20 protein-coding genes are annotated in these 22,351 nt (G+C 42.4%); 8 read left to right on the forward strand and 12 right to left on the reverse strand.

Going from position 1 to position 22,351, the window contains the following annotated elements:
* Window positions 1–55 precede the first annotated feature (55 nt).
* On the reverse strand, window positions 56–1,027 hold the full coding sequence (locus AAEY94_RS19440) for an aldo/keto reductase (RefSeq protein WP_101085922.1): 972 nt from the start codon (window positions 1,025–1,027) through the stop codon (window positions 56–58).
* Between the two features lie 144 nt (window positions 1,028–1,171).
* Between AAEY94_RS19440 and AAEY94_RS19445 the strand changes: the two genes are divergently transcribed.
* The gene (locus AAEY94_RS19445) at window positions 1,172–2,059 is read left to right on the forward strand and encodes a LysR family transcriptional regulator (RefSeq protein WP_101085923.1); all 888 of its coding nucleotides are present in this window, start codon (window positions 1,172–1,174) and stop codon (window positions 2,057–2,059) included.
* On the forward strand, window positions 2,059–2,187 hold the full coding sequence (locus AAEY94_RS19450) for a hypothetical protein (RefSeq protein WP_277949079.1): 129 nt from the start codon (window positions 2,059–2,061) through the stop codon (window positions 2,185–2,187). The genes AAEY94_RS19445 and AAEY94_RS19450 overlap by 1 nt, the downstream gene beginning before the upstream one ends.
* On the opposite strand, the gene AAEY94_RS19455 is transcribed toward AAEY94_RS19450, so the two are convergent.
* From AAEY94_RS19455 to AAEY94_RS19475, 5 genes are all read right to left on the reverse strand, one after another.
* On the reverse strand, window positions 2,161–2,676 hold the full coding sequence (locus tag AAEY94_RS19455; protein WP_101085924.1) for a cytochrome b/b6 domain-containing protein: 516 nt from the start codon (window positions 2,674–2,676) through the stop codon (window positions 2,161–2,163). The genes AAEY94_RS19450 and AAEY94_RS19455 overlap by 27 nt on opposite strands.
* Before the next feature lie 3 nt (window positions 2,677–2,679).
* Complete coding sequence (gene hemG / locus AAEY94_RS19460; protein ID WP_101085925.1) at window positions 2,680–3,201, reverse strand: menaquinone-dependent protoporphyrinogen IX dehydrogenase; 522 nt, start codon at window positions 3,199–3,201, stop codon at window positions 2,680–2,682.
* Window positions 3,202–3,668: 467 nt separating this feature from the next.
* Complete coding sequence (locus AAEY94_RS19465; RefSeq protein WP_101085926.1) at window positions 3,669–5,297, reverse strand: di-heme oxidoredictase family protein; 1,629 nt, start codon at window positions 5,295–5,297, stop codon at window positions 3,669–3,671.
* Between the two features lie 142 nt (window positions 5,298–5,439).
* The gene (locus AAEY94_RS19470) at window positions 5,440–6,603 is read right to left on the reverse strand and encodes an imelysin family protein (protein WP_101085927.1); all 1,164 of its coding nucleotides are present in this window, start codon (window positions 6,601–6,603) and stop codon (window positions 5,440–5,442) included.
* 56 nt (window positions 6,604–6,659) lie between these two features.
* Window positions 6,660–8,063: a porin family protein gene (locus AAEY94_RS19475; protein WP_101085928.1), complete on the reverse strand. Its 1,404-nt coding sequence runs from the start codon at window positions 8,061–8,063 to the stop codon at window positions 6,660–6,662.
* Window positions 8,064–8,344: 281 nt separating this feature from the next.
* Here AAEY94_RS19475 and AAEY94_RS19480 point away from each other — a divergent pair, with 281 nt between their 5' ends.
* Together AAEY94_RS19480 and AAEY94_RS19485 are read left to right on the forward strand one after the other, a co-directional pair.
* Window positions 8,345–9,484: an MFS transporter gene (locus tag AAEY94_RS19480; protein ID WP_502959413.1), complete on the forward strand. Its 1,140-nt coding sequence runs from the start codon at window positions 8,345–8,347 to the stop codon at window positions 9,482–9,484.
* Window positions 9,485–9,550: 66 nt separating this feature from the next.
* Complete coding sequence (locus AAEY94_RS19485; RefSeq protein WP_101085930.1) at window positions 9,551–10,384, forward strand: TIGR03899 family protein; 834 nt, start codon at window positions 9,551–9,553, stop codon at window positions 10,382–10,384.
* Here AAEY94_RS19485 and AAEY94_RS19490 read toward each other — a convergent pair.
* From AAEY94_RS19490 to curA, 4 genes are all read right to left on the reverse strand, one after another.
* A complete protein-coding gene (locus tag AAEY94_RS19490; RefSeq protein ID WP_101085931.1) occupies window positions 10,374–10,973 on the reverse strand; it encodes a hypothetical protein in 600 nt (199 codons plus the stop codon). The genes AAEY94_RS19485 and AAEY94_RS19490 overlap by 11 nt on opposite strands.
* Before the next feature lie 224 nt (window positions 10,974–11,197).
* Window positions 11,198–11,818 carry a glutathione S-transferase family protein gene (locus AAEY94_RS19495; RefSeq protein WP_101085932.1) on the reverse strand — a complete coding sequence of 207 codons (621 nt, stop codon included), beginning with the start codon at window positions 11,816–11,818 and terminating at the stop codon, window positions 11,198–11,200.
* 130 nt (window positions 11,819–11,948) lie between these two features.
* Window positions 11,949–12,626: a type 1 glutamine amidotransferase domain-containing protein gene (locus tag AAEY94_RS19500; RefSeq protein ID WP_194956143.1), complete on the reverse strand. Its 678-nt coding sequence runs from the start codon at window positions 12,624–12,626 to the stop codon at window positions 11,949–11,951.
* 43 nt (window positions 12,627–12,669) lie between these two features.
* Complete coding sequence (gene curA, locus AAEY94_RS19505) at window positions 12,670–13,698, reverse strand: NADPH-dependent curcumin/dihydrocurcumin reductase (RefSeq protein WP_101085934.1); 1,029 nt, start codon at window positions 13,696–13,698, stop codon at window positions 12,670–12,672.
* A gap of 205 nt (window positions 13,699–13,903) precedes the next feature.
* On the opposite strand from curA, the gene AAEY94_RS19510 reads away from it, so the two are divergent.
* Complete coding sequence (locus AAEY94_RS19510; RefSeq protein WP_101085935.1) at window positions 13,904–14,350, forward strand: MarR family winged helix-turn-helix transcriptional regulator; 447 nt, start codon at window positions 13,904–13,906, stop codon at window positions 14,348–14,350.
* Window positions 14,351–14,553: 203 nt separating this feature from the next.
* Here the strand turns inward: AAEY94_RS19510 and AAEY94_RS19515 are convergent, their stop codons facing one another.
* The gene (locus tag AAEY94_RS19515) at window positions 14,554–15,519 is read right to left on the reverse strand and encodes a sensor domain-containing diguanylate cyclase (protein ID WP_182744683.1); all 966 of its coding nucleotides are present in this window, start codon (window positions 15,517–15,519) and stop codon (window positions 14,554–14,556) included.
* Between the two features lie 385 nt (window positions 15,520–15,904).
* The gene (locus tag AAEY94_RS19520) at window positions 15,905–17,218 is read right to left on the reverse strand and encodes a metal-dependent hydrolase family protein (protein ID WP_101085937.1); all 1,314 of its coding nucleotides are present in this window, start codon (window positions 17,216–17,218) and stop codon (window positions 15,905–15,907) included.
* Window positions 17,219–17,349: 131 nt separating this feature from the next.
* Here AAEY94_RS19520 and AAEY94_RS19525 point away from each other — a divergent pair, with 131 nt between their 5' ends.
* The 3 genes from AAEY94_RS19525 to AAEY94_RS19535 all read left to right on the forward strand — a co-directional run bounded on the left by AAEY94_RS19525 (window position 17,350) and on the right by AAEY94_RS19535 (window position 22,226).
* Window positions 17,350–18,315, forward strand: a complete 966-nt coding sequence (locus AAEY94_RS19525; RefSeq protein WP_101085938.1) for a 2-dehydropantoate 2-reductase — start codon at window positions 17,350–17,352, stop codon at window positions 18,313–18,315.
* A 204-nt stretch (window positions 18,316–18,519) separates the two neighbouring features.
* Window positions 18,520–21,813: an nSTAND1 domain-containing NTPase gene (locus AAEY94_RS19530; protein WP_101085939.1), complete on the forward strand. Its 3,294-nt coding sequence runs from the start codon at window positions 18,520–18,522 to the stop codon at window positions 21,811–21,813.
* A gap of 32 nt (window positions 21,814–21,845) precedes the next feature.
* Complete coding sequence (locus AAEY94_RS19535; RefSeq protein WP_182741341.1) at window positions 21,846–22,226, forward strand: DP-EP family protein; 381 nt, start codon at window positions 21,846–21,848, stop codon at window positions 22,224–22,226.
* Window positions 22,227–22,351 lie beyond the last annotated feature (125 nt).

Below are 22,351 nucleotides of genomic sequence, written 5' to 3' on the forward strand. Positions count from 1 at the left end.
AATTGAATGGCATCGAGAAATGCTCGGGTATTGCTCAAACATGCTGTAGTGATGATTAAGGTAACTCATGTCCTTTAGCGCTTACATACAATGCATACCAGTGCTCGCGACTTAACGAGACGTTAGTGGCTTTTGCACAAGCCTTAATACGCTCAAGGTTGGTGGTGCCAATAACAGGTTGAATTTGGCTAGGATGCTGCATTAACCAACTTAATAACACGGCTTCTGGGCTAGTGTGATATTCAGCGGCTAACGTAGCAACAAGCTGGCTGGTTTGCTGCACGGCTGTCGACTGCTCCGCTGTTGCTATGCCACTGTAAATCCCTTGACATAAGCTGCCCCACGCCTGAATTTGTATATTATGTTGATTGCAGTACTCTAACGTACCAGGGGTAAAGTTGATGTCTTTGCCGTCTTGATTACCCGCATAAATGGTTTCGTCTACCCATGCGTGTTTTTGCAAACTCATTTCAATTTGGTTTACCACTAATGGCTCACCAAGCATACGCTGCAGCGCGCTAATTTGATGTTGCTGCATATTCGAAACACCCAGAAAGCGTACCTTACCAGCAGACTTTAGCTGTTGAAATGTTTCGGCAATTTCTGCTGGTCGCATTAACGGGTCTGGGCGATGAAGCACTAATACATCAAGGTATTCGGCATTGAGTTGCTTGAGGCTGTTATCAACAGAATACTTAATCCACTCTGCTGATAAGTCGTAACGCTTAGGGCCCTTGCTGTCTTCAAATCGAATACCGCACTTGGTTTGCAGGTATATTTTTTCACGCAACTCAGGGCGCTGAGCTAATATCTTGCCAAAAACGGACTCTGCTTTGCCAAAAGTATAAATGTCTGCGTGATCAAAATAGTTTATTTGGTTATCCAGCGCAGTATCAATGACCTTATGGGCTTGCTGAATATCCGCTTGAGTAATCGCATTATTATTCCAACCGCCACCCAGTCCCATACAGCCATAAACAATAGGGCTAACGTTTGGTAAAAATTCAGTTAAGGGTAAACCCGTCATATTGATGCTCTTTTTATAATGGTAATGAATATGAGTGTATTGGATCCTGCATAAAAATGAACCGTAAAAAGCAAAATCATTATTTGGTATATCTACCAATAACAGATTACAGTTCTCTATAAAATATTATTGATGGTTATAATCATGAGCCGTGAACACAAAAAATTTGAGCGATTATTCTTATTCAGCGAAGTCGCCAAACAACTTAGCTTTACCGAAGCGGCTGCCTCATTAGGGATATCGAGAGGATATTTATCTGAGCAGATTAGGCAACTCGAAAAAGAAGTAGGCCGACCATTACTCATACGCACAACACGCAGTGTAAGGCTAACGCCACAAGGTGAGATGATTTTATCGAGCATGGGACAAGTGAAAGCCGACTTACTCATGCTAGACAAAAGAATTCGTCACGACAACGACGATATCTCAGGGCGGATCCGCATTACAGCGCCCAGCCAACTCACTCAACGGCATTTGCTTAATATTTGCCATGAGTTTACGCAATTGCATCCGCAGGTACATTTTAGTATTGATTGCAGCTATACCCTGCACGACTTAACCCGTAACGATTTTGATCTCGCATTTAGGGCTACCGCAACACCACCGCAAAACATGGTCGCTAAAAAATTATTTGATTATCAGCAAATCTGTTGTGCGGCCCCTGCATATCTTCAACAACACGGCACGCCCAATTCGATTGAGGATTTGCAACATCACCAATGCCTAACGGCAACAGAACAAACTCACTGGACCTTCAATGCTCAGCCGATATTAATCAATAGCTACTTGAGTGTTAACGATAATCATATGCTTAAACAGCTGGCATTATTGGGTCGAGGAATTATTGTCGGACCAGAGTATTTAGTCGATAAAGAAATACAAGCAGGCACATTACAGGCAATCTTAACCACAGAAACCATGAACGCATCGACCACTTATTTAATTCACCCACAGTTGGTACAACAATCCGCAAGGCTAAGCAGTTTTATTCAGTTTACGTTAAATTGGTTTCAGCAATTGAATACCCAATAATGAGTCGATTTGAACTAAGCCATTCTTCTGGTGACAATGCTAATGACAATGCTAATGACAATGCTGATGACAATGCCGGTTTGCCAGCGACTCAGGCACAGTTAATTAAAAAAATCGCGAAGATGTAAAAGAGCCAATAAACAATGAAGCACAATAAAGCCAATAAACCCCTGAGCAAACACAATATGATAACCGCGCCATGCTAAAGCATTACTAGGATCTGCTATGTACCAACCGGCTCCGCTACACACCACCAGCAGTAACAAAATAACCCCAATGCCTTCAATGACACTGATTAAACCTTTACCACCAGAATGTGGCAATTGACCGTGCACTAACCCTCGCACATCTGCAAGCAATGGCGTTAACTCAAAGGTAAGCCAAGGAAAAAACTGCCGCCACTGCCCGGCCGCACACACTTTATAAGTAAACATCAATGCTAACAATGTGGTAAACAAGCCACCATAAACATGAAATACATCCCAAACACTGGCGCGAGGACTTAATTGACGTCCAATTAATATCCATGGGCTGGTGCAAATTAATAACAACGACATCAATATCATCAATGGATGCAATACTGCTTCAATACGCTGCCATAACGGCTTTAGTACCATTAATTATGCCTCTATTATTTGCTGAGCAAACTCATCAACTTTTTGCCAATCGGTAAACTCAACTTTGGTATTAGGGTCTGTCGGCCCTTTGGTTAGCCACATAATAAACCGAATAATATTCCGGTCCATGGCACCATAACCTTGGTAATCTAAATTACCGCCAAACACCTGTAATAACCTTGGCTGCCAAGGGCTTTGACTTAAAAACTGTTGCATATAGCTGTTAGTTTGCGGCGTGTTTTTATTGGGTTTGCGCGCCACTAAACTCACCGAGAAAAAACCACTGGGTTTGCCGTCCAATTCCGCTCGATGATCTTCAATAAATTGATACAGGGCTGGGCGATGTTTGCCATGACGAATACTGGCGCCAATGTACACTTTATCAAATAGGGCTAAATCGGGAGCTTCCGCTAAGGATACGACCGTGACCAGCTCGCCTTGCTCAACCAGTTGACGCTGTAAATATTCACATATTTTTTGAGTGTAACCATGGACACTTGAATGGATCAGTAAAATTTGGCTCATGCTGACCTCGAATGAAATCATTTAAAAGTAATACAGTATCTTAGACCACTGGCGCGAAAATTTACATGAAACAGATCACGTCATCATCATCCACAATTACTTCAATATGAACTACCGTAATGCAATGTGAACAGCCGCGCAAAAAAATACCCTAGGCATAAATGTCTAGGGTCTGCTGAACTTTGCTGGTTAAATTTCGTTCGAGATAAAAATATTTTAATCGAGGCGAGTGGATTGCTGCCTAGCAATCTAAGCAAAATTCGCTCAACAAAGAGTAAAACGTTTTTAGCCGAACCCTTCGGGCAGCGTTTGTTGGTCATTTCTACTGCGTTATCAGCTCTTAATGTAGAATAACTACACTACAAAGCCTCTGCCTTGTAGCTCATGTGTAAGTAATGACCAACAATTCGCTGCAAAAAAACCTTGAAAGATCTACAGACCCTAAGGTATTTGAGCTCTACAGCAATTTATAACGACTGTAAAAAGGCGATTACCTGATCACGCTCTGTTTGAGTTAATGCCATAAAGTCTTGCTTAGACGTTTTAGATTCTCCGTCATGCCACAAAATGGCTTCTTCCAAGGTTGCTGCGCGGCCGTCATGCAAAAATCCGGCTTGTGGATTAACCGTTTGGGTTAAGCCTATGCCCCACAATGGTCGAGTACGCCATTCGTTACCGTCGGCTAAAAAGTCTGGACGACCATCTGCCAGTCCTTCACCCATATCGTGCAACAACAGGTCACTAAAGGGATAAATAGTTTGGCCTTTTAAGCTTTCGCTCATCGGTAATCCGCCAATATCACCTGAAGTTTTGGTCACAAACGACGGCGTATGACAACTGCTGCAATTGAGTTGTTCAAATAACCGAGCGCCTTCGCGCACTGCCGTTTTATCAACGTTACGTCTGGCTGGCACCGCTAATGTTTCGGCATAAAATACCACAGAATCACTGAACTCTGCACTGGCCTCAGGCGCACCATTAACATCTTCACCAGTATCAACAAACCCAGTTCGTGTTAAATATGAATCATGTAAGCTGGTGCCAACAATACTTTCATCAGGAAATAACGGGTTAGTAATACCAATGTCGCCACGTAATGCACCTAATGATTGTACTCGCACACTTGGAGTATTCGCTTTCCAACCAAAGCGACCTAAAGACACGGGTGTACTGTCACCATTTTGTGCTTTTATGGCATCAAATACCCAATTAGCCCGTCCAGAAATATCATCTTTGTTACTGTCATCAGCATCAACATTGGCGAGAATGCTTGCCTCAGGTATTGCTTCTAGCAACCCTAAACCAAACACAGGCATGCCGTTACGCCAACCCATTAACACATCATCTTGTAATAGATTTGAAGTTACATTGGCACTTTGTTTGGTTTCGCCTGGTGCATCATATGGATTTTCGACCGCGAAAATAGGCTTCTTCAAACTAATGGTGCGTCCATCGGCATACACTTCATCATGTCGCTCATAAGACAAATACACATCTGCTTGACCAACAAATGCATTGTCTTGCCAATCAGGGCGCGCTTTTAATACTCCGCGATGAAATAGCTGGTCACCAAAATCTGGCACTTTAATCGGCGCACAGTAATTATTATCTGCAGTTCCTACACTACAAGGCTCAGCGGGAGCTTTGCTGATACGTAAGAAAATACCCGCTGCCGAACCCAGTTTTACCCGAGTTTCATCTGCGGCCAAAAAGGGAGTGGAATTTCGACCATCGCGTTGATGGCAAGAATTACAGTCAGCATTATTAAATACAGGGCCTAAACCATCAAGCTCAGGGTGTTGATCATTCGGCGCTGTAGTAAACGAGACTTCAAAGTTGGTATCACCTCGTAAATGTAACGCGAGTTCATCTGCCGTTAAATTTAACGATGGCGTTGAAAAGCCATGGCCAGAGTTACTGGCATCGAATGTTGTGGTGTCACCGCCTAAAGCAACAATTAAGGTATAGCTAGGATAAGTCACTACCGGATCAATGGGGTCTGGCGAGGTTTCATCATCGCCGCTGCCACCGCAAGCACTTAGGCTAAGCCCCAGTAATGCTACAAACCAATAAGGTTGTCGTAATAATTTGTTCATCTTTGTCTCACACATTCACACTAAAATTGAGTTTATGTAGCAGTAATGCGACCTTGTTATGAGTTGAGTCTCTATTTTTTGGGTCACACTTACCCTCTCAATAAGGTCGTTCCATGGCCTTATTGAGACGGTAACAGTTAAATTATGAGTTCCAATCAGATAATAAAGGCAGCACATCTGACTGCAGCGTCGTTTGTAACTTTGTTAATGCATCCACGGCGACTTGGGTTCTAGCTCGGCCATCAGCATCGAGAATCGCTTGGCGGAACGGCATGCTAGTGCTACCCGAAATGGCTTGAATTTTTAAAATGGCATCATCAATTTCGCTGGCGACACGCGTAGCTAAAGTCGCATCAGCTGCTGTTACAAAATCAATTAAACCTTGCTTATCAGCACCACCCGTAAACTCACCTTGATAAACGTTACGTACACCAATGATGTTATTTGAAAAGTCGGTTAGTGAGTTCCACGAATACTGCGACTCCACCTTAGAGGTGTCTGCCGTGGTTAATGACTCTCCGAATGGATCGGCAATTTTACCGTTACCCACTTCATCGACAATACCAATCATGCCGTTGATCAATTCTTCAATAACCGCCAACTGAGAAGAGTAAATAGTGTTAGTGGCATCGCCAGGAGTTTTAAGCAACTCGGCATAAGGTTTGGCGTTAGCATCTTGTGGGTTATGGCTCACTTGCCAAGCATCGTCTAATTGCGCGGTGTAATCGCGGAACACTTCCGCTAAGGCGATTAAATACTCACGCTCTTTGGTGCTAAGATCTGCAATCAACTTTGTGTTGCTGTTAACACCATCGCCAAACAACAGATATTCCATGGTATGAAAACCTTGAACATCATCATTCCAACCTTTAATGGTGTCGGCATCAAAACCATTGCTGTTGGCTAACTGGGTTTGTAAGTCAGTGGTGTTTAACGGCCAGCTGTCTAAATGCGGGTCGATACTCAATGAGTCGACTGGGCCAAAGATATGCGACTCCCCTTGCTCCCAAGGTTGACGAGCCGACTTCCACGCATTTTGTGCAGCCACTAAATCGGCTTGTACCGTTGAGGTAAGTAAGGTTTGGGTTGCCAATAATAAGGCATCCCCTTTTGCCGCTAAATCAGCATAACCAGCCACAATCACATCATCGGTTAAGTTAGTGATCATTTCTGTCGCGACAAAACTAAAACCGGTTGGTGGTGTAGTTGGGGTTGTCGGGGTGCTAGTGTCATCCGAGCCTGAACCGCCACACGCGGATAATGTTGCCACTAGTGCTAGTGAGATTGCAGTGTAGTTAAAACGCATAATAAAACTCCATGTAAAAAAACAGATCAAAAAATAGGTCGAAAAATTAAATTTGCTTATAGCGAGAACTGATATCCCACACCTAAAGCAAAGAAATTGGTGTCAGGAATACTGGCAACAGCCACTTGATGAAGACCACCTTCGGCTTTAATCACAATTTCAGGTATCGGGAAATAGTTAATACCCACACTGCTCCAAGTATTTTCATAACGCTTGGTTGCGGTGCCCGTTTCAACGGCCATAAGTGGATTGGAATAATCGATATTGGCAAACACGGTCATCGGAATATCAAACCATTCATCAAGTTTGACGCCCGCCTCAACAAAGAACGACTGCGACTCTGAACCCAGTTGGGCAAAATTACCTGGACGTAAACCTGGGGTGGTTTTATTAGCTTGGGTAATAGCGTCAGCATTGTCTAACGAGCCATATAAATATTGACCGCGGAGGATCCATGGACCTTCAACAAAGGCTCCGGCAACAGACACAATGCTAAGAGCACCATCAACATCGAGTTTGTTACTCTTATGGCGATTACCACTGGTATTACCGTAGTAATAAGCCACGCCGACTGCACTGCCGGTTTTGAAATTGCCATAATCAATACGGCCAGCAAATGCCAAGTCGTCAGCATTCACCTCTTCAAAGCGTTTTTGATGGCCTGATGCCACCCAATCATAAGTGCGAAAATACTCAGAGTTTAACCCACTGACAACTTGTGCCTGATAATGAAAATCGGCAACCTCTCCGTAAACACCAATACCATTTTCGTTCCAAACGGTTGGCATCATCGCAGCTTCACTCTTGTGACGTTGCACTGTAAGATATTGATTAGGTTTGTGTAACATGCTCGATAAGCCAATAGGCAAGTGAATGTTACCGAATTTCACCCCAAAGGCTTTTGATGGACGGTAACGAATTTCCGCTTTTTCAACCACCACTTCGCCACCCGCTTCAACTTCGGATTCAAACTCACCAAATTCATCAAAGCCGTCATATTCTAGTGAGGTGCCAGTGCCACCATGCTCATATTCAATTTCAACTTCCATACTCCAATCATCAGTGAACTGATAACCAAACTCGGTCACAATCCGCTCTAAATCAGTACGACTACGTCGCTCTGCGGATGTATCTTGTACGTTATCGAAATATTCATCACTGGTGTAAACAGCGCTGCCATATGAGTTAAAGCTAAAACGGCTCAATCGGTCTTGCGCTTTAGTGGCCTGTTGCACCACAGTGTCAACTTGAGTCGCCACTTGTTTGTTTTGCTGCTGTTGTTGTTTTTGTTCGGCTGCTAATGTAGCAAGCTGCTGTTTCAATATCGTAATTTCAGCTTCTTGCTTGGCAATGGCTTTGGCTAATGTTTCGGTATTCGTTGCAGCTTGAGCATTAGGCATCCCACTCAAACCCAATACACTTGCCACAGATACTGCCAACAAGGTTAACTTTCTATTCATCTGTTTCTCCGACACGTCACGTTAATACTCCCTCAAAAAACGCAACAACCATACACCAAACGATAACCATTCGCATTATAATTTACATTAAGATTAGCAATTTTATTTACACTAAATTACATTTCACTTAACAAACCGTTTTATGTCACTATGGAAAACAACAATCAAAAAAACCTCCTATAAACCGAGTACTTTCAATGTCAAACATCAGTAATACTGCCCTCTTTAGTGGTAAATCGGCCCGTATTGAGCGCACTAATCCACAACATTTGCTGCTATGGATGACCTTTGTAATGTCCATGGTGTTTGCAGTTTGGCAGGCTTTGTTAAATAACTTTGTTATTGAACGCGCCGCATTCACTGGCGCTGAGATTGGATTACTGCAGAGTTTAAGAGAGGTACCTGGATTTTTAGCTTTTACCGCGGTGTTTGTATTGCTGCTGATCAAAGAGCAAACTTTTGCCTTATCATCCTTGGCACTATTGTGCGTTGGAGTGGGAATTACCGGCTGGTTTCCTGATGTCATAGGGTTGTATTTAACAACGATACTCATGTCGATTGGATTTCATTATTTTGAGACAATAAATCAATCGCTTACGTTACAGTGGGTAGATAAAGCCGATGCACCTGGCTTTATGGGCAAAGCGTTAGCGTGGCGCTCCGCTGCAGCACTTGTCGGCTATGGGTCAATTTGGTTAATAATGAACTGGCTGAGTCTAGATTACATCTGGATGTATAGCATTATTGGCGGATGTGGATTAGTTATGGTGTTCATTATGGCAGTGTATTTTCCTCGTTTTGCCATAGGCTCCATTCAACACAAACACTTAATACTGAGAAAACGCTACTGGCTTTATTATTTACTAACCTTTTTCTCTGGAGCGCGCAAGCAAATTTTTATGGTGTTTGCTGGCTTCATGATGGTTGAAAAATTTGGCTATTCGGTGTCTGAAATCACCGCTTTATTCTTAATTAACTATGTCGTTAACTTACTCTTTGCCCCTACCATTGGTCGCTTTATTGGCCAAATGGGGGAACGTAACGCGTTAATTATCGAATACGTTGGCTTAGTGATTATTTTCAGTAGTTACGCTTATGTCAGCGACGCTAATATTGCGGCTGGATTGTATGTGATTGATCACCTGCTTTTTGCTATGGCGATTGCGATGAAAACCTATTTTCAAAAAATTTCCGATAAACAAGATATTGCTTCAACCATGTCGGTCAGCTTTACCATTAACCATATTGCCGCGGTAATTATCCCTGTTTTATTAGGCATTTTATGGCTCAGTTCGCCTAAAGCAGTATTCTTCATAGGCACTGGGTTTGCCGTATGCTCACTCGCACTAGCATTCAATGTGCCGCGTCATCCGGAGCCTGGTAAAGAAGCCTTATGGTCACCGTTAATGACAAAACACTAAAAGATTTAGCACAGATGTCATACCATACAAACATGGCGAAAGTGTAATGCATAAAGGGAGTTAATGATGACTGATATTGATGTGACGGCAACACAAGATGACAATACTCAAGTGTCCGCACGCAAAAAAACCTTATTACTCGGGCGCATTATCGGCTTAGCCAGCGAGGAAGATTATCGCCCTTCAACAGCCTCCGTTGCCGAGCGTGCTGAGCACCGTCAACGCAAGCAACTCAGCCAGCATCAGACCAACCTTGAAAGCATTTTTGCCTTAGCACTCAATTACACCCCATCCGATGTAACAGGAGTCGAATTAGATCCAGATTGGCGCTATCAATTTTTTCAAATGGCTGAACAAATTCATAACCGTAAAATGCAGGATTTGTGGGCCAGAATTTTAGCCAGTGAAGTCGTTAATCCAGGTAACTTTAGCCTTAGAACTTTAGCGGTATTACTGCAACTGACGTTTCGAGAAGCACTGATATTTGAAAAAGCCTTAGGCATGTCAGTTAAAATTAATACCGAGCCCAGATTTAAATTACTCAGTAGTTACCGTATTAATGGTGGGATGAAACAATATTTTCGTAAGCATACTCACACTAACTTCGGCCTGTCCCAATTCGGCTTACCTTATTCGAGTATTCTTACCTTAGTCGATGCGGGAATTTTACATAAAAGCGAGTTTGAAACCGGACTATTAAGCAGTAGTGAACATATTCAGTTAACTATGTGTAATGCCACTTTGTCGCTCAAACCTAAGCATCAGCACTTATTATTTACGTATTATCGATTTACCACTGTAGGTGATGAGTTGTGCCAATTAATTCAGGCAAAAAGTGATGATGAATTTATCAATGCCGTTAAAACCATGTTAGCCAAAGATTTTATGGTTAGCGGTTAATATTTTTGTAAAGGTGCGAATACTTAGCCTTATGTTCGCTAAACAAAAATTGACGCAATATTTCACGGGATTCGCCTTCAGCACTAATTTTTGCTGCCATTACCCCATTTTCAGTTCGTACCGGTTCAAACACCATATCGAGGTGCACACCATTAGGTAAAATTAGCTGTGTTAAGCGTGGCACTTTATCGTTAAGCTCTTGCGGCACTTTAATGGTCATGCCTGAACTCGATAAAGAGAGTACCTCAACAAATTTAGCCGTATCGTTATCAATGACTTTTATATTTTTGACATTATTGAGCCGCCAGCTACGTTCACCGCCGCGCATATCAATCACTTCAGGAATACCCAACTCCGGCAAAAATTGCCCAAGCTCATCTTGCTTTAAGGTTAACGGAAACCATAAACGGTAATAACTAATTTCTGCCAATAAGGTTAATTTGGCATTCCCCAAAATATGAGCAAGCACTTGCGGTATTTCAGTCGCAACACTTAATGAATGTCTCGATAAAGCATTATCGGTACTGTCATCTTCTGGCGAAAATACACCGCTAAAATAAGCGAGCTCTTCATCAGATAAAGTCGACATAATCTAGCCTTTTTTTTACACAAAAACACGATCACCATACTAACACCTTAGTATGATAACGAACAAACTTTAACCAAAAGATACCACTACTTATAATGTATCAGGCTTACCGAACAACGTAAAAAACATCATAAAAGATAAGTCGATGTGAATTAACAGCACTCACACCTAAATGAAAAAAGACGAACTCAGTTCGTCTTTTTAGTGCCGATACAATTAAATCATTAACGATCGTGTTCAGCTTCTATTTGCATCGCTTTTTTAAACGATGCATGGCTCATTAGTTGTTGATAGTACTTAGCAATATTAGGATACTTGTCAAACTCACCGTTTTGGCCAACAAGCTCTGCAATAAACGACATCATAATATCTGCACCGCTAAGACGGTTACCAACTAGGTATGACTTACCATCTAAGCGGTCGTTAACATAGCTGATGACTTTTGCCGTTTCTGCATCGGCATATCCACCGATAAAACGGGTTTCTGCGCCATCCATTTTAACAAAAATTTTCAGCAATAGTGGCAAAGCAGCTGAGCTTTCAGCAAAATGCATCCATTGTAAGTAATCGATATAATCTGCTGTGCCGAGTGCTGGCATCAGTTTATCAGCGCCATAGGTATGAATTAAATACTCGGTAATCGCGCCCGACTCAGCAATGGTATAACCGCTCGCTTCTAATACTGGTGATTTACCTAATGGATGAACCGCTTTTAACGACTCTGGCGCTAAAAATGTGGTTGTATCACGCTGATAAGCAACCAGCTCATAGTCCACTCCCAATTCTTCTAATAACCAAATAATGCGTTTTGAACGTGATTTATTTAAATGATGTAGTTTAATCATTAAGCCATCCTTGTATTGTTAGTGATAAAAAATAAACCCAATGAACAACTCACTGGGTTTGCTTCTATCAATCTACGTATTCTGTTATTTCGAGTTACAGTTAACTGTAACCACTAAACTAAACAGCAGATTAGCTTAGTAAAGCTAACATTTTCTCTGCCACTAATTCAGACGATGCAGGGTTCTGACCGGTAACGAGTTTACCGTCAACTACTGCATATGGATGCCAGTCGTCACCCTTAGAATAAGTCGCGCCATTTTGCTGCAGCATATCTTCAACTAAAAACGGTACAACGTTAGTTAACTGTACAGCTTCTTCTTCACCATTAGTAAAACCAGTGACATTTTTACCGGCAACGAGTGGCGTTCCGTCTGGCTTTTTAGGGTACTTAAGTGCAGCCGGTGCGTGACATACTAAACCTAAAAGTTTATCTGTTTTGTAGCACTGTTCAATTAATGCAATAGAGTCTTTGTCATTGGTTAAATCCCATAATGGACCATGACCGCCTGGATAAAATACCGCGTCATAATCTGCTACGTCAATTGATGCCAATGTGAGTGTATTGGCTAGTAATGCTTGCGCTTTAGTATCGGCTGTAAAACGACGCGTAGAGTCAGTTTGAAAATCAACTTTATCACTTGTAGGATCCAATGGCGGTAAACCACCTTTAGGAGATGTTAGCACTACCTCAACACCTTTATCGGTAAATGCGTAGTATGGAGCCGCTAATTCTTCTAACCAAAAACCGGTTTTCTCGCCAGTATCGCCTAATTTATCGTGCGAAGTTAATACCATTAATACTTTCATAGTGATTCCTTAAATACTGTATGTTTAGTTGTAATCACTTAGATTACAGAGGATTGTTTACTTTAATGACAACCTTGCCGAAGTTTTCGCCTTTTAATAGCCCGATAAAGGCTGTAGTCATATTTTCAAGACCATCGACAATTTGTTCACGATATTGAATCTTACCTTCACCAAGCCATTGGCCCATATCTTTGGCAAACTCTGGATAGCGGTCGCCATAATCGTCAAAAATAATAAAGCCTTGCATCTTAATGCGCTTAACCAGCAAAGTGCCCATCAGTAATGACAAACGATCAGGACCATCCGGTAACGAGGTCGCGTTGTACTGAGAAATTAAGCCACACACTGGCACTCGAGCACCAGTGTTGAGTAATGGCATTACCGCATCAAACACCTTGCCGCCAACGTTTTCAAAATACACATCAATGCCGTTATCACAATGCGTTGCCAGTTGCTGCGCAAAATCAGCCGCTTTATGGTCAATACATTCATCAAAGCCTAATACTTCTTTTGCGTAGCGACATTTTTCTGCGCCACCGGCGATACCAACAACTCGACAGCCTTTCAACTTAGCAATTTGGCCAACCGTTGCGCCAACAGGCCCAGTAGCTGCAGCAACCACAACGGTTTCGCCCGCTTTAGGCGCGCCAATGTCTAATAGCCCCATATACGCAGTAAAGCCTGGCATGCCCATAATACCCAACGCATAAGAAGGATGGCTTGGGTTATCGCCCAATTTCATCAGTCCTTCACCATTAGAGACCAAATAATCTTGCCAACCACCAAACGCTAACACCCACTCACCCACTTTATAATCAGGATGATTAGACTCTTCCACTTGTGATACCGCCGCGCCCACCATCACATCGTCAATTGCTACTGGATCTGCATATGATTTGGCGTCATTCATACGGCCACGCATGTAAGGATCAAGCGATAAATACACCGCGCGCAATAACACCTCACCTTCTGCTGGTACAGGTTTGTTGACGGTTTCTAAACGGAAATTATTAGCCACTGGCTCACCTTGTGGACGGCTGGCAAGTACTATACGACGATTTTGAGTGTTCATCTTGTGTCCTTTAAATAACATAAGCACCATAAAGTGGTACTTGAGAAGACAATATGACCTCGGTTGTTAAAAGTTGATTACCGCTGTAATACTGATATCAACCAAACACTGGTACAATAAACAACCGAGGCCAAATAATACGATCTTTTTACTTAAGTTGATCAATTCAAATATGATCAACAACTTTGCGAGCTAAGCGATTGATATGAATAAAAACAAACATCTATTACTCGAAAATCAGTTGTGTTTTGCTGTTTATTCAACGTCATTGGCTATTACCCAACTGTACAAACCGTTACTAGACTCTATTGGGCTAACTTACACTCAATATTTGGCGATGTTAGTCCTCTGGGAGCAAGATGGTCTAAGTTTAAAAACCTTGGCCAGCAAACTCGGGCAGCAATCGGGTGCATTAACACCGGTCATAAAACGTCTCGAAACTGATGGCCTGCTAAAGCGCATTCGCGAGCCCTTAGATGAACGGACCTTGTGCATGCAATTAACTGAAAAAGGTCATCAACTGCAGCCCCAAGCAGAACAAATCCACCTATGTATTCTTGAACAATGCGGTATCGAAATGTCTGAAATCACCGATCTAAAACGACAGCTGGATCAATTTAGGCTAAAACTGCCTAGTCATATTGAGTTCTAACGCACAAAATGACTCAAAATTTTGAGTTTAATTTGTTTTGCTTAGCTATATGATAATCACGATAACTAATTGCGCGCAACTTAAATTAACAATTTTTAAGGTCTATAAACGATTACGTGATGCCGCCGCATTGTTTGAAGAGAATAAAACGCGATGAAATCCCACTTTGCCATCTGACTGAAATGGTTATCAAGCACTTGCCATTACGCGACATTGACACTATTGCGACCGATATTTTTTGATGAGTACAACGCTTTATCTGCCCGCTTAAATATCTCTAAAAATGCTTTATCCTGAGAACGTAAGGTTGCAACGCCAATACTAATGGTTATCGAAGGAGCTTTTTGTTCGTCGTACTGTTGTTGAGCTTCTCTTAACCGTTCAGCCAAGATATAAGCAGAGTCAATATCAGTATCGGGTAATAAAATAGCAAACTCTTCACCGCCAATTCGAGCCAATACATCGGCCTCCCTAATATGTTCATTGCATATATTGGCAACGCGCTTAATCACTTCATCACCCACTAAATGGCCATAGGTATCATTCACATTTTTGAATAAATCAATATCAATGATCATTAACGAGAATGGTTGAAAATAGCGAGTAGCACGAAAAAACTCATGTTCGCAAAAAGACGTAAATGAACGACGATTAAACAAACCCGTTAACGGATCGGTATTAGCAAGTCGCTCTAGTTTTGAACGTAAATGATAAGCAGCGGTAATATCGGTAGAAATACCGATGAGGCCAATTAATGTGCCTTTATGGTTATATAAGGGTTGTTTAACTTCGTGATATACAATGAGCGAGGCTGGGGTATCAACAATAATATCGTCAGAGAGTTTACTTTGCGAGTTAAGCACTTTAGTGTCATTCACGTGCAAAATATCTACAACATTCGCGGGAAAGTAATCGCTATCGGAAGTGCCCTTTAGCTTTTCAAGCGTCACACCAAAGTAGTCAAGCGTTAGTTGATTCGCATAAACATATTTGCATTGAGTGTCTTTTAAATAAATATAAGCATCAACTTGATCAAGGATAAGCTCATAGGTATCTAATATCATCTTTTTTGCTTGCTGCTGACGGTATCGGTTTAGGTTAAAAAACAGCAAAAAAGCAATGATTAACAATAAGATGAAAATCAATAATCCAACGATTTCAAGCGACATGAGCATTCCTTAGCTACCATCTATATCCATATACGTCATTGATGATGTTAATGACGCAGATCCAACAATATACTCTTATTACTTACGGTTAACCATACCGTATAGTAAACAGGGTCAAGTATAAAAAGATCTATTGTGACAATCAAATAATGAATGCCTGGATTCAACGCCGAAATGCGTTGCATATTATTGAAATATCGCAATATAGATTCTGATTATCGTGTTGAAATCGACAATATTGGGGCTCAAGTCAAGTTAACCTTAGCTTCCGCTAATAAACGGTGATTAAACTGTCTACTGTTTTGCTAACTAACCTCAACTCAAAACAAAACAAGCGTTAAGGTTAGTTATTGTCGATACTATTGACCTACAATAATAAATAACATTAACGCTTATAAATAACTCCGCTCTTCATCACAAATGACACATCTAATAACGCTTCAATTTGCTCAAGAGGACTTTTATGCGTTGCGATGATGTCGGCATATTTGCCAACCTCCAAAGTGCCAAGTTTATCTGACATATCAATCAGTTTTGCCGAATTAATCGTCGCACTGATTATAATATCCTCATTACTCATACCCGCTTTGCTCATCAATACAGCTTCTTTAGCATTATCACCATGATGTGACACCCCACTGTCGGTGCCATAAGCAATATTAACCCCAGCTTTATAAGCCGCACTAAAGTTTTGCATCATGTCGCCACCAACACGTATTGCCTTGGCTTTTATGGCAGGAGACATAAAGTCAGCCCCTGCGGTATTGGCCATTTTCACTACCGTGTCGCCCGCCAACAATGTTGGCACTAAAAACGCGCCACTTTTTTTCATTAATTTAATACTTTCTTTATCGGCGTAACTGCCATGTTCAATACTGTCGACACCGGCGCGCAACGCTGCATTAATACCTTGAGCAGCATGGGCATGGCTGGCCACTTTACGACCTAAGGCATGCGCAGTATCAATCACCTCTTTAAGCTCATCATCATCCATTTGCTGGCCAGTACCCGTATTAGTGTCCGATAACACTCCTCCGGTAGAGGTGATTTTAATCACATCAGCGCCAAACTTTATCGCCCGACGAGTCGCGCGGCGGCAATCATAAGGTCCGTCACAAATGGTTTTAGAGGTAAACTTATCAAGTAAATCAGGACTCATACCGTCAACATCACCATGGCCTCCGGTAACCGACACGCCACCAGATGCAATAATTCTCGGGCCATCAATCCAGCCTTTATTAATGCCGTCGCGTAAGGCATAAATCTGTTCCGGTTTCGCGCCTAAGTCTCGCACCGTAGTAAAGCCTGCTAATAAGGTCTTTTTAGCAAAATAAGCACTGCGCATTGCCACGTCAGCATCCGACATTCGCAAAGCTTCGCTATCATTATTCGGCCCTAACTCGCCTTGTAAATGAACATGCATATCCATCATGCCAGGCATAACAAAGCTATTTTTTAAATCAATCATCTCAACATTGTCATGCTCGTCCACCACCGGTGCAGACTGATAACCTGAAGTGATAGAAGTGATTACCCCATCTTTTATCACCACAGTTTGCTGAGTTAAAGGTGACTCGCCTGGCGTAGTTAATAATGTGCCAGCATAAATAACGTTAATATCGGCAGCCTCAACCACCGTCGATGCCATCGTTAATCCGAACACCGCTAAGGCGATGGTGGTAATAGTATTATTATTCATAGACGCTCACTGTTGATAACGAGAAAGAGGTTAAGTTTCTACACTGCCAAAAATGCTGTTATGTTACAAGAGAGTAAAATATTGTATTAGAAAAATCGTTTCGTCATTAACAAACAGTGAATGAATAAAAAATGAATATTGCAATTTTTGGCGCGGGTTCAACAGGCTGTTATTTAGCGGGTCAGTTATGTATTTCGGGGTTACAAGTCAGCTTAATTTGTCGCCCAGCAATTAAGCAAAAAATCATTGCCAATAACGGCATTACCTTGACCGATTATAACGGCTTAAAACAAACGATTATGCCGCAAGCGTTGATCACCGATATCGACCAAGAATCATCAATCAATGGCAAATTTGATGTAGTATTTGTCACCTTAAAATGTCATCAAGTTAGCAGTATTGCCAATCAATTAATGGCGATTACTCACGACAACAGCAGCATTATATTTATGCAAAATGGCTTAGGCAGTTTTGACAGCATTAAAGACTCGCTCGATCATTACCGCTTACTCCAAGGGATCACGCCATTTAATGTGCTGCAACTGCCCAATGGCGTATTTCATAAAGGCACAGAGGGTGTGTTTACCTTACAAGAAAACCCTCATACCATCGCAATTCAATCCGCACTGGTTAACCACGGATTTGGTTGCGACATTGAAGCAGACTTTACCCCAATGATTTACGGTAAATTATTATTAAATCTCAATAATGCATTAAATGCGGTCACCGATTTACCGATTAAACAGCAATTAAGTGACTACAAAAATCGCCGAGTTTTAGCCAAAGCAATGAAAGAATGGCTAGCAGTATGCGAAGCGGCAAACATTACATTGCATCAATACACCAAGGTTAAACCCTCCTGGTTACCCACCATTTTATCGTTGCCAAATGGGTTGTTTAATCTGGTCGCTAAACAGATGCTCGACATCGATCCCAAAGCACGATCATCAATGTGGGAAGACATTCAAGCGAAACGAAAAACAGAAGTCGATTACATCAATGGCGCGGTGGTCAGCATTGGGAAAAAACACGGTATAAAAACACCGGAGAATCAAGCGATAGTAGAACAAATAAAGCAGCTAGAACAACGACATTAACCAAATGCCGTACGCGATATCGTTGTCGAGAAAAAAGTAAATCTATTGTAAAATATTGCAAAAAAATACAATTGACGTAGTCGCACGATACAATCAAACAAGCAGAAGTAGTACGCCTAAAGATGACTCTCAATAAGAGTCATCGTGACGTAATCTTTATTGCTTATAACTTAACGCGATTAACCAATCGGAAATTAATTACAGATGAACGACAGCACTTTCTTTTTTGGCGATTGGCAAATTAATCCACACAGCAATAGCATTCAGTCTGGCGATGTTATTCGCAGTCTTGAACCCAAAGCCATGGATGTGTTGCGTTTACTGTGCCAACACCAAGGGGAAGTGCTAGCAGCAGACGATATTATTAACCACTGCTGGAACAGCATCGCCATTGGCGATAATCCGCTGCATAAAGTCATTACCCAGCTGCGTAAAGCATTAGGCGATCAAGCATCTAATCCGCAGTACATAGAAACCATCCGCAAACGCGGTTATCGCACCATCGCCAGTGTTGAATTCCCTATTGGTCATCATGCCAAAGTCACTACCCAACAATGGCAAGGCGCCTCGCCGTTTCCAGGTTTACGCGCATTTGACACCAACGACTCCAATGTATTTTTTGGCCGAAGTGAGCAAGTTGACACTTTATTAAATCGCATCACAAAACAAGTTGAATTTGGCCGTGCCTTTTGCTTAATCCTCGGCCCCAGCGGTACAGGTAAATCATCGTTAATTAATGCCGGCATCATGCCTAATTTAATGTCCAAAAATGGCTTTAACGGGGTTGGCGTAATCGATAATGCTAACCTAGATTTAGCCGATGTCACTAAAGGACGCTTAATTATCGATATCGCCAGTGCGATGCTCGACTGGGAAATCAAAGACCAAGCGGTGTTTACCGACTGTAGTGCCGATATGCTGGCAAACAAACTGCAAAACGACATCAACGCCGTTATTGAATATTGTCAGCTAGCTTTAGCCAAATACTCATCAATCAATGATGACAATGCCCCAAAATACAGTCGGCCCCATTTTTCATTGTTTATCGACCGTTTAGAAATCTTATTAGCGTCGCCATTATTTACCGAATCCGAACGCAACAATGTATTAGATATCCTCGAAACCCTTGCGGTTTCAGGGGCAGTATTAATAATTAGTGCTTGCCGCAATGACTTTTACCCTCAGGTTGTTAGCCACCCAAGCCTAATGGCAGGCAAAGCTAATGGCTCACATTTCGATTTATCGGCGCCAACCCGATCAGAGCTGATGCAAATGATCCGCTTGCCGGCCAATGCAGCTAACCTCACATGGACACTCGATCCCGATACGGCAATGCCGTTGGACGAAATACTTTGCAGTGAAGCCGCCTCAAACCCCGATGCTCTGCCCATGTTGCAATACACCTTGCAATCACTGTATTTGCACAAAGATGACAACAACCAATTATTGGTGTCGGTATACCATTCGCTTGGGGGGATTGAAGGCGCCATCGGTAAAAATGCCGAAGAAGTGCTCAACCAATTAAACAACAGCGAACGCGCCGCACTGCCTAAAATACTGTCGATGTTAGTCACCCTAACCGAAGATGAAAAATCAATCACCAGCAGCACCGCCCGCTGGAGCGATCTCAGTAGTGATGCCGAAATAAACCTCGTCAAAGCCATGGTTGATAACCGTTTGTTTGTTTCGCATCTGCAACAAGATCAACCCTGCTTTAGTATTGCTCACGAAGCGCTATTAAGGCGCTGGCCCCGCGCCACCCAATGGATAACCGAGCACAAGGACAGTTTAGCCATTAAAAGCCGTTTACAGCATCAATCTAACCGCTGGCTGGCCGAGTCAAAGAGTAATGCTTATTTACTGGCAGAAGGCAAACCATTAGTAGAAGCAAGCACATTGCTCGATAACCAATTGTTTAGTTTAGAGCCTCAAGAACTGGCACTCATTCAAGCCTCAACCAAACAAGCCAACATCGGCCGCTGGCGCCGCCGTGCAGTCATGCTAGCCCTTGTGGCACTGACATTGATTTCTGTCGCCATGAGTGTTCGCAGCATTGAGGCCGAAACCCAGGCACAACAAAAACGCCTAGCGGCAGAAAACTTACTTGGTTTTATGGTCGGTGAGTTCGCCGACAAAATGCGCGGCATTGGCCGCATGGACTTGCTCGATGGGATCAGTAACAAGGCATTGGAATATTTCAGCGACTTTTCTGCCGACGATGCCAGCTATTTAAGCTTTGAAGCGCGCTTTCAACACAGCCAAACCTTAGAGGCCATGGGCGAAGTGGCCTATTCTCGCGGCAATAACGACGAGGCCCACAGCGCCTTAATCGCCGCCCGTGAGCGCATGCTGCCGTTACTCGAAATGCAACCTCAACACCTCAGTTTACTCAAAACCTTAGGTGCCAATGCTTTTTGGCTCGGCCAGCTTGAATACGATCAAAATGATTGGACAGCGGCACAGCCTTGGTTCGAACAGTATTTAACATACAGCCAAACCATGTATCAATACGCGCCAGACGATAACGATGCGCTAATGGAGTTGTCCTATGCGCAAAATTCTCTTGGCTCCATATACATGAAGCAGCAAAACTTTACCGATGCCCGTGAGGCATTTGAGCAATCATTACAACTTAAACTACAACTGTGGGATAAAGACCAAACCAACAACCAGCTAATAGCCGATATTGCAGACACTCGCTCATGGCTTGCCAGTGCCGCCAGTGACCAAGGTGATATCAGCACGGCAATTAAAATCCATCAGCAAATTCAGCAACAATTTAACAATAACTCCTTAGAAAAGCAGCCCTACTTACTGGAACGATTATCAAGCAGTTATGCGTTACTGGCTAGATTATTAAGCTACCAAAACCATCAGCAACAAGCTTTTGAGAAAGCACAACTCAGTTTAGTGACCATCACCAATGCCCTTAAACAAGACCCTGAAAATGATGTTTGGAAAATCCAGCAATATTACGCCTACCTAAAGATGTTGGCTTATAGTACTGAGCCGATTGAACAGACTATGGGGCAGAGTCTTGACTCATTAGCAACCATGCTCGAGAAAGATATTACCTTAAACAAATCAGCCCAAAAAATAGAGGTTTGGGCAACATATCAATTGGCTGCCGCCAACTATTTGGCCTCTAAGGGACTATTGTCAGAAAGCTTAGTATATGCACAGCGAGCCATTACCTCATTTAAGCAATTAATCACTGAATTTAACCAAAGTTCACTTTATGTCGCGAGTTTAGCCCAAAGCAATATGTTAACGGCTTCATTATTGACATCCCTAGGTCAACCTAAGCAAGTTAACTCCCTATGTCAGCAAACTAAAAATCAATTGGCCGATATTATTGATAAAAATAAAGAACCGAGATTTACTATGCCCTACGCGAAGGCCCTCGATTGTCTAGGAGAGCTAGATCAACACGATGACTTAGTGCAACAGCTACAACAATCGGCCATCACAGATTATAAGTTTAACCCTAAACCCTAAACCCTAAACAAAAAGAAAGTATGGAGAATAAAATGCCTAATGTCCAAGGCCAAGCAACCATGTTTAACGTCACAGTAATCCTAAACGCGAACAATGAACCCGTCTTTAGCTATACTAATATTGATGGTTCTGCAGTATCCGGCAATATGGTCGTAACTCAATACGGAGTCATTTCTTACCAGTTGATTGACAAGACTGGTAAGGGCCTTAAATTTGTTGGCGCAGCTTTCACTACCACGTTTGACGGTATTATCGATGCCACCACCATCAGCAGCGATGGCAACTTGATACAATTAACCGATTTAAATGAAGTGCCAGGCAGCACCAGCTTTCAATTTGTGCTGTCAAACAGTGCCAATACCCTGCTAGTACTTAGCCCAGATCCTCAAGTTATTAATCGCGATAATAAATAAAAAATAGATAAAAAGCTCAGGGCTACCCTGAGCTTTTTATCTTGAACAAGATAACCACACTACAAAGCAGTTAATCGCTTAACCAAGACTAAAACAACTTGTGTTACCCACTAACCCATTGCAAG

Origin of the sequence: Shewanella sp. AC34-MNA-CIBAN-0136, assembly GCF_040309945.1 — a bacterium.
GTDB lineage: Bacteria > Pseudomonadota > Gammaproteobacteria > Enterobacterales > Shewanellaceae > Shewanella.

Coding starts and splice junctions, on each gene's coding strand:
- AAEY94_RS19520 (WP_101085937.1), bottom strand. CDS start 17,218: ATGAATAATAATACTATTACCACCATCGCCTTAGCGGTGTTCGGATTA.
- AAEY94_RS19445 (WP_101085923.1), top strand. CDS start 1,172: ATGAGCCGTGAACACAAAAAATTTGAGCGATTATTCTTATTCAGCGAA.
- AAEY94_RS19525 (WP_101085938.1), top strand. CDS start 17,350: ATGAATATTGCAATTTTTGGCGCGGGTTCAACAGGCTGTTATTTAGCG.
- AAEY94_RS19490 (WP_101085931.1), bottom strand. CDS start 10,973: ATGTCGACTTTATCTGATGAAGAGCTCGCTTATTTTAGCGGTGTATTT.
- AAEY94_RS19480 (WP_502959413.1), top strand. CDS start 8,345: ATGACCTTTGTAATGTCCATGGTGTTTGCAGTTTGGCAGGCTTTGTTA.
- AAEY94_RS19495 (WP_101085932.1), bottom strand. CDS start 11,818: ATGATTAAACTACATCATTTAAATAAATCACGTTCAAAACGCATTATT.
- AAEY94_RS19475 (WP_101085928.1), bottom strand. CDS start 8,063: ATGAATAGAAAGTTAACCTTGTTGGCAGTATCTGTGGCAAGTGTATTG.
- AAEY94_RS19485 (WP_101085930.1), top strand. CDS start 9,551: ATGACTGATATTGATGTGACGGCAACACAAGATGACAATACTCAAGTG.
- hemG (WP_101085925.1), bottom strand. CDS start 3,201: ATGAGCCAAATTTTACTGATCCATTCAAGTGTCCATGGTTACACTCAA.
- AAEY94_RS19450 (WP_277949079.1), top strand. CDS start 2,059: ATGAGTCGATTTGAACTAAGCCATTCTTCTGGTGACAATGCTAATGAC.
- curA (WP_101085934.1), bottom strand. CDS start 13,698: ATGAACACTCAAAATCGTCGTATAGTACTTGCCAGCCGTCCACAAGGT.
- AAEY94_RS19440 (WP_101085922.1), bottom strand. CDS start 1,027: ATGACGGGTTTACCCTTAACTGAATTTTTACCAAACGTTAGCCCTATT.
- AAEY94_RS19470 (WP_101085927.1), bottom strand. CDS start 6,603: ATGCGTTTTAACTACACTGCAATCTCACTAGCACTAGTGGCAACATTA.
- AAEY94_RS19530 (WP_101085939.1), top strand. CDS start 18,520: ATGAACGACAGCACTTTCTTTTTTGGCGATTGGCAAATTAATCCACAC.
- AAEY94_RS19515 (WP_182744683.1), bottom strand. CDS start 15,519: ATGTCGCTTGAAATCGTTGGATTATTGATTTTCATCTTATTGTTAATC.
- AAEY94_RS19500 (WP_194956143.1), bottom strand. CDS start 12,626: ATGAAAGTATTAATGGTATTAACTTCGCACGATAAATTAGGCGATACT.
- AAEY94_RS19465 (WP_101085926.1), bottom strand. CDS start 5,297: ATGAACAAATTATTACGACAACCTTATTGGTTTGTAGCATTACTGGGG.
- AAEY94_RS19455 (WP_101085924.1), bottom strand. CDS start 2,676: ATGGTACTAAAGCCGTTATGGCAGCGTATTGAAGCAGTATTGCATCCA.
- AAEY94_RS19535 (WP_182741341.1), top strand. CDS start 21,846: ATGCCTAATGTCCAAGGCCAAGCAACCATGTTTAACGTCACAGTAATC.
- AAEY94_RS19510 (WP_101085935.1), top strand. CDS start 13,904: ATGAATAAAAACAAACATCTATTACTCGAAAATCAGTTGTGTTTTGCT.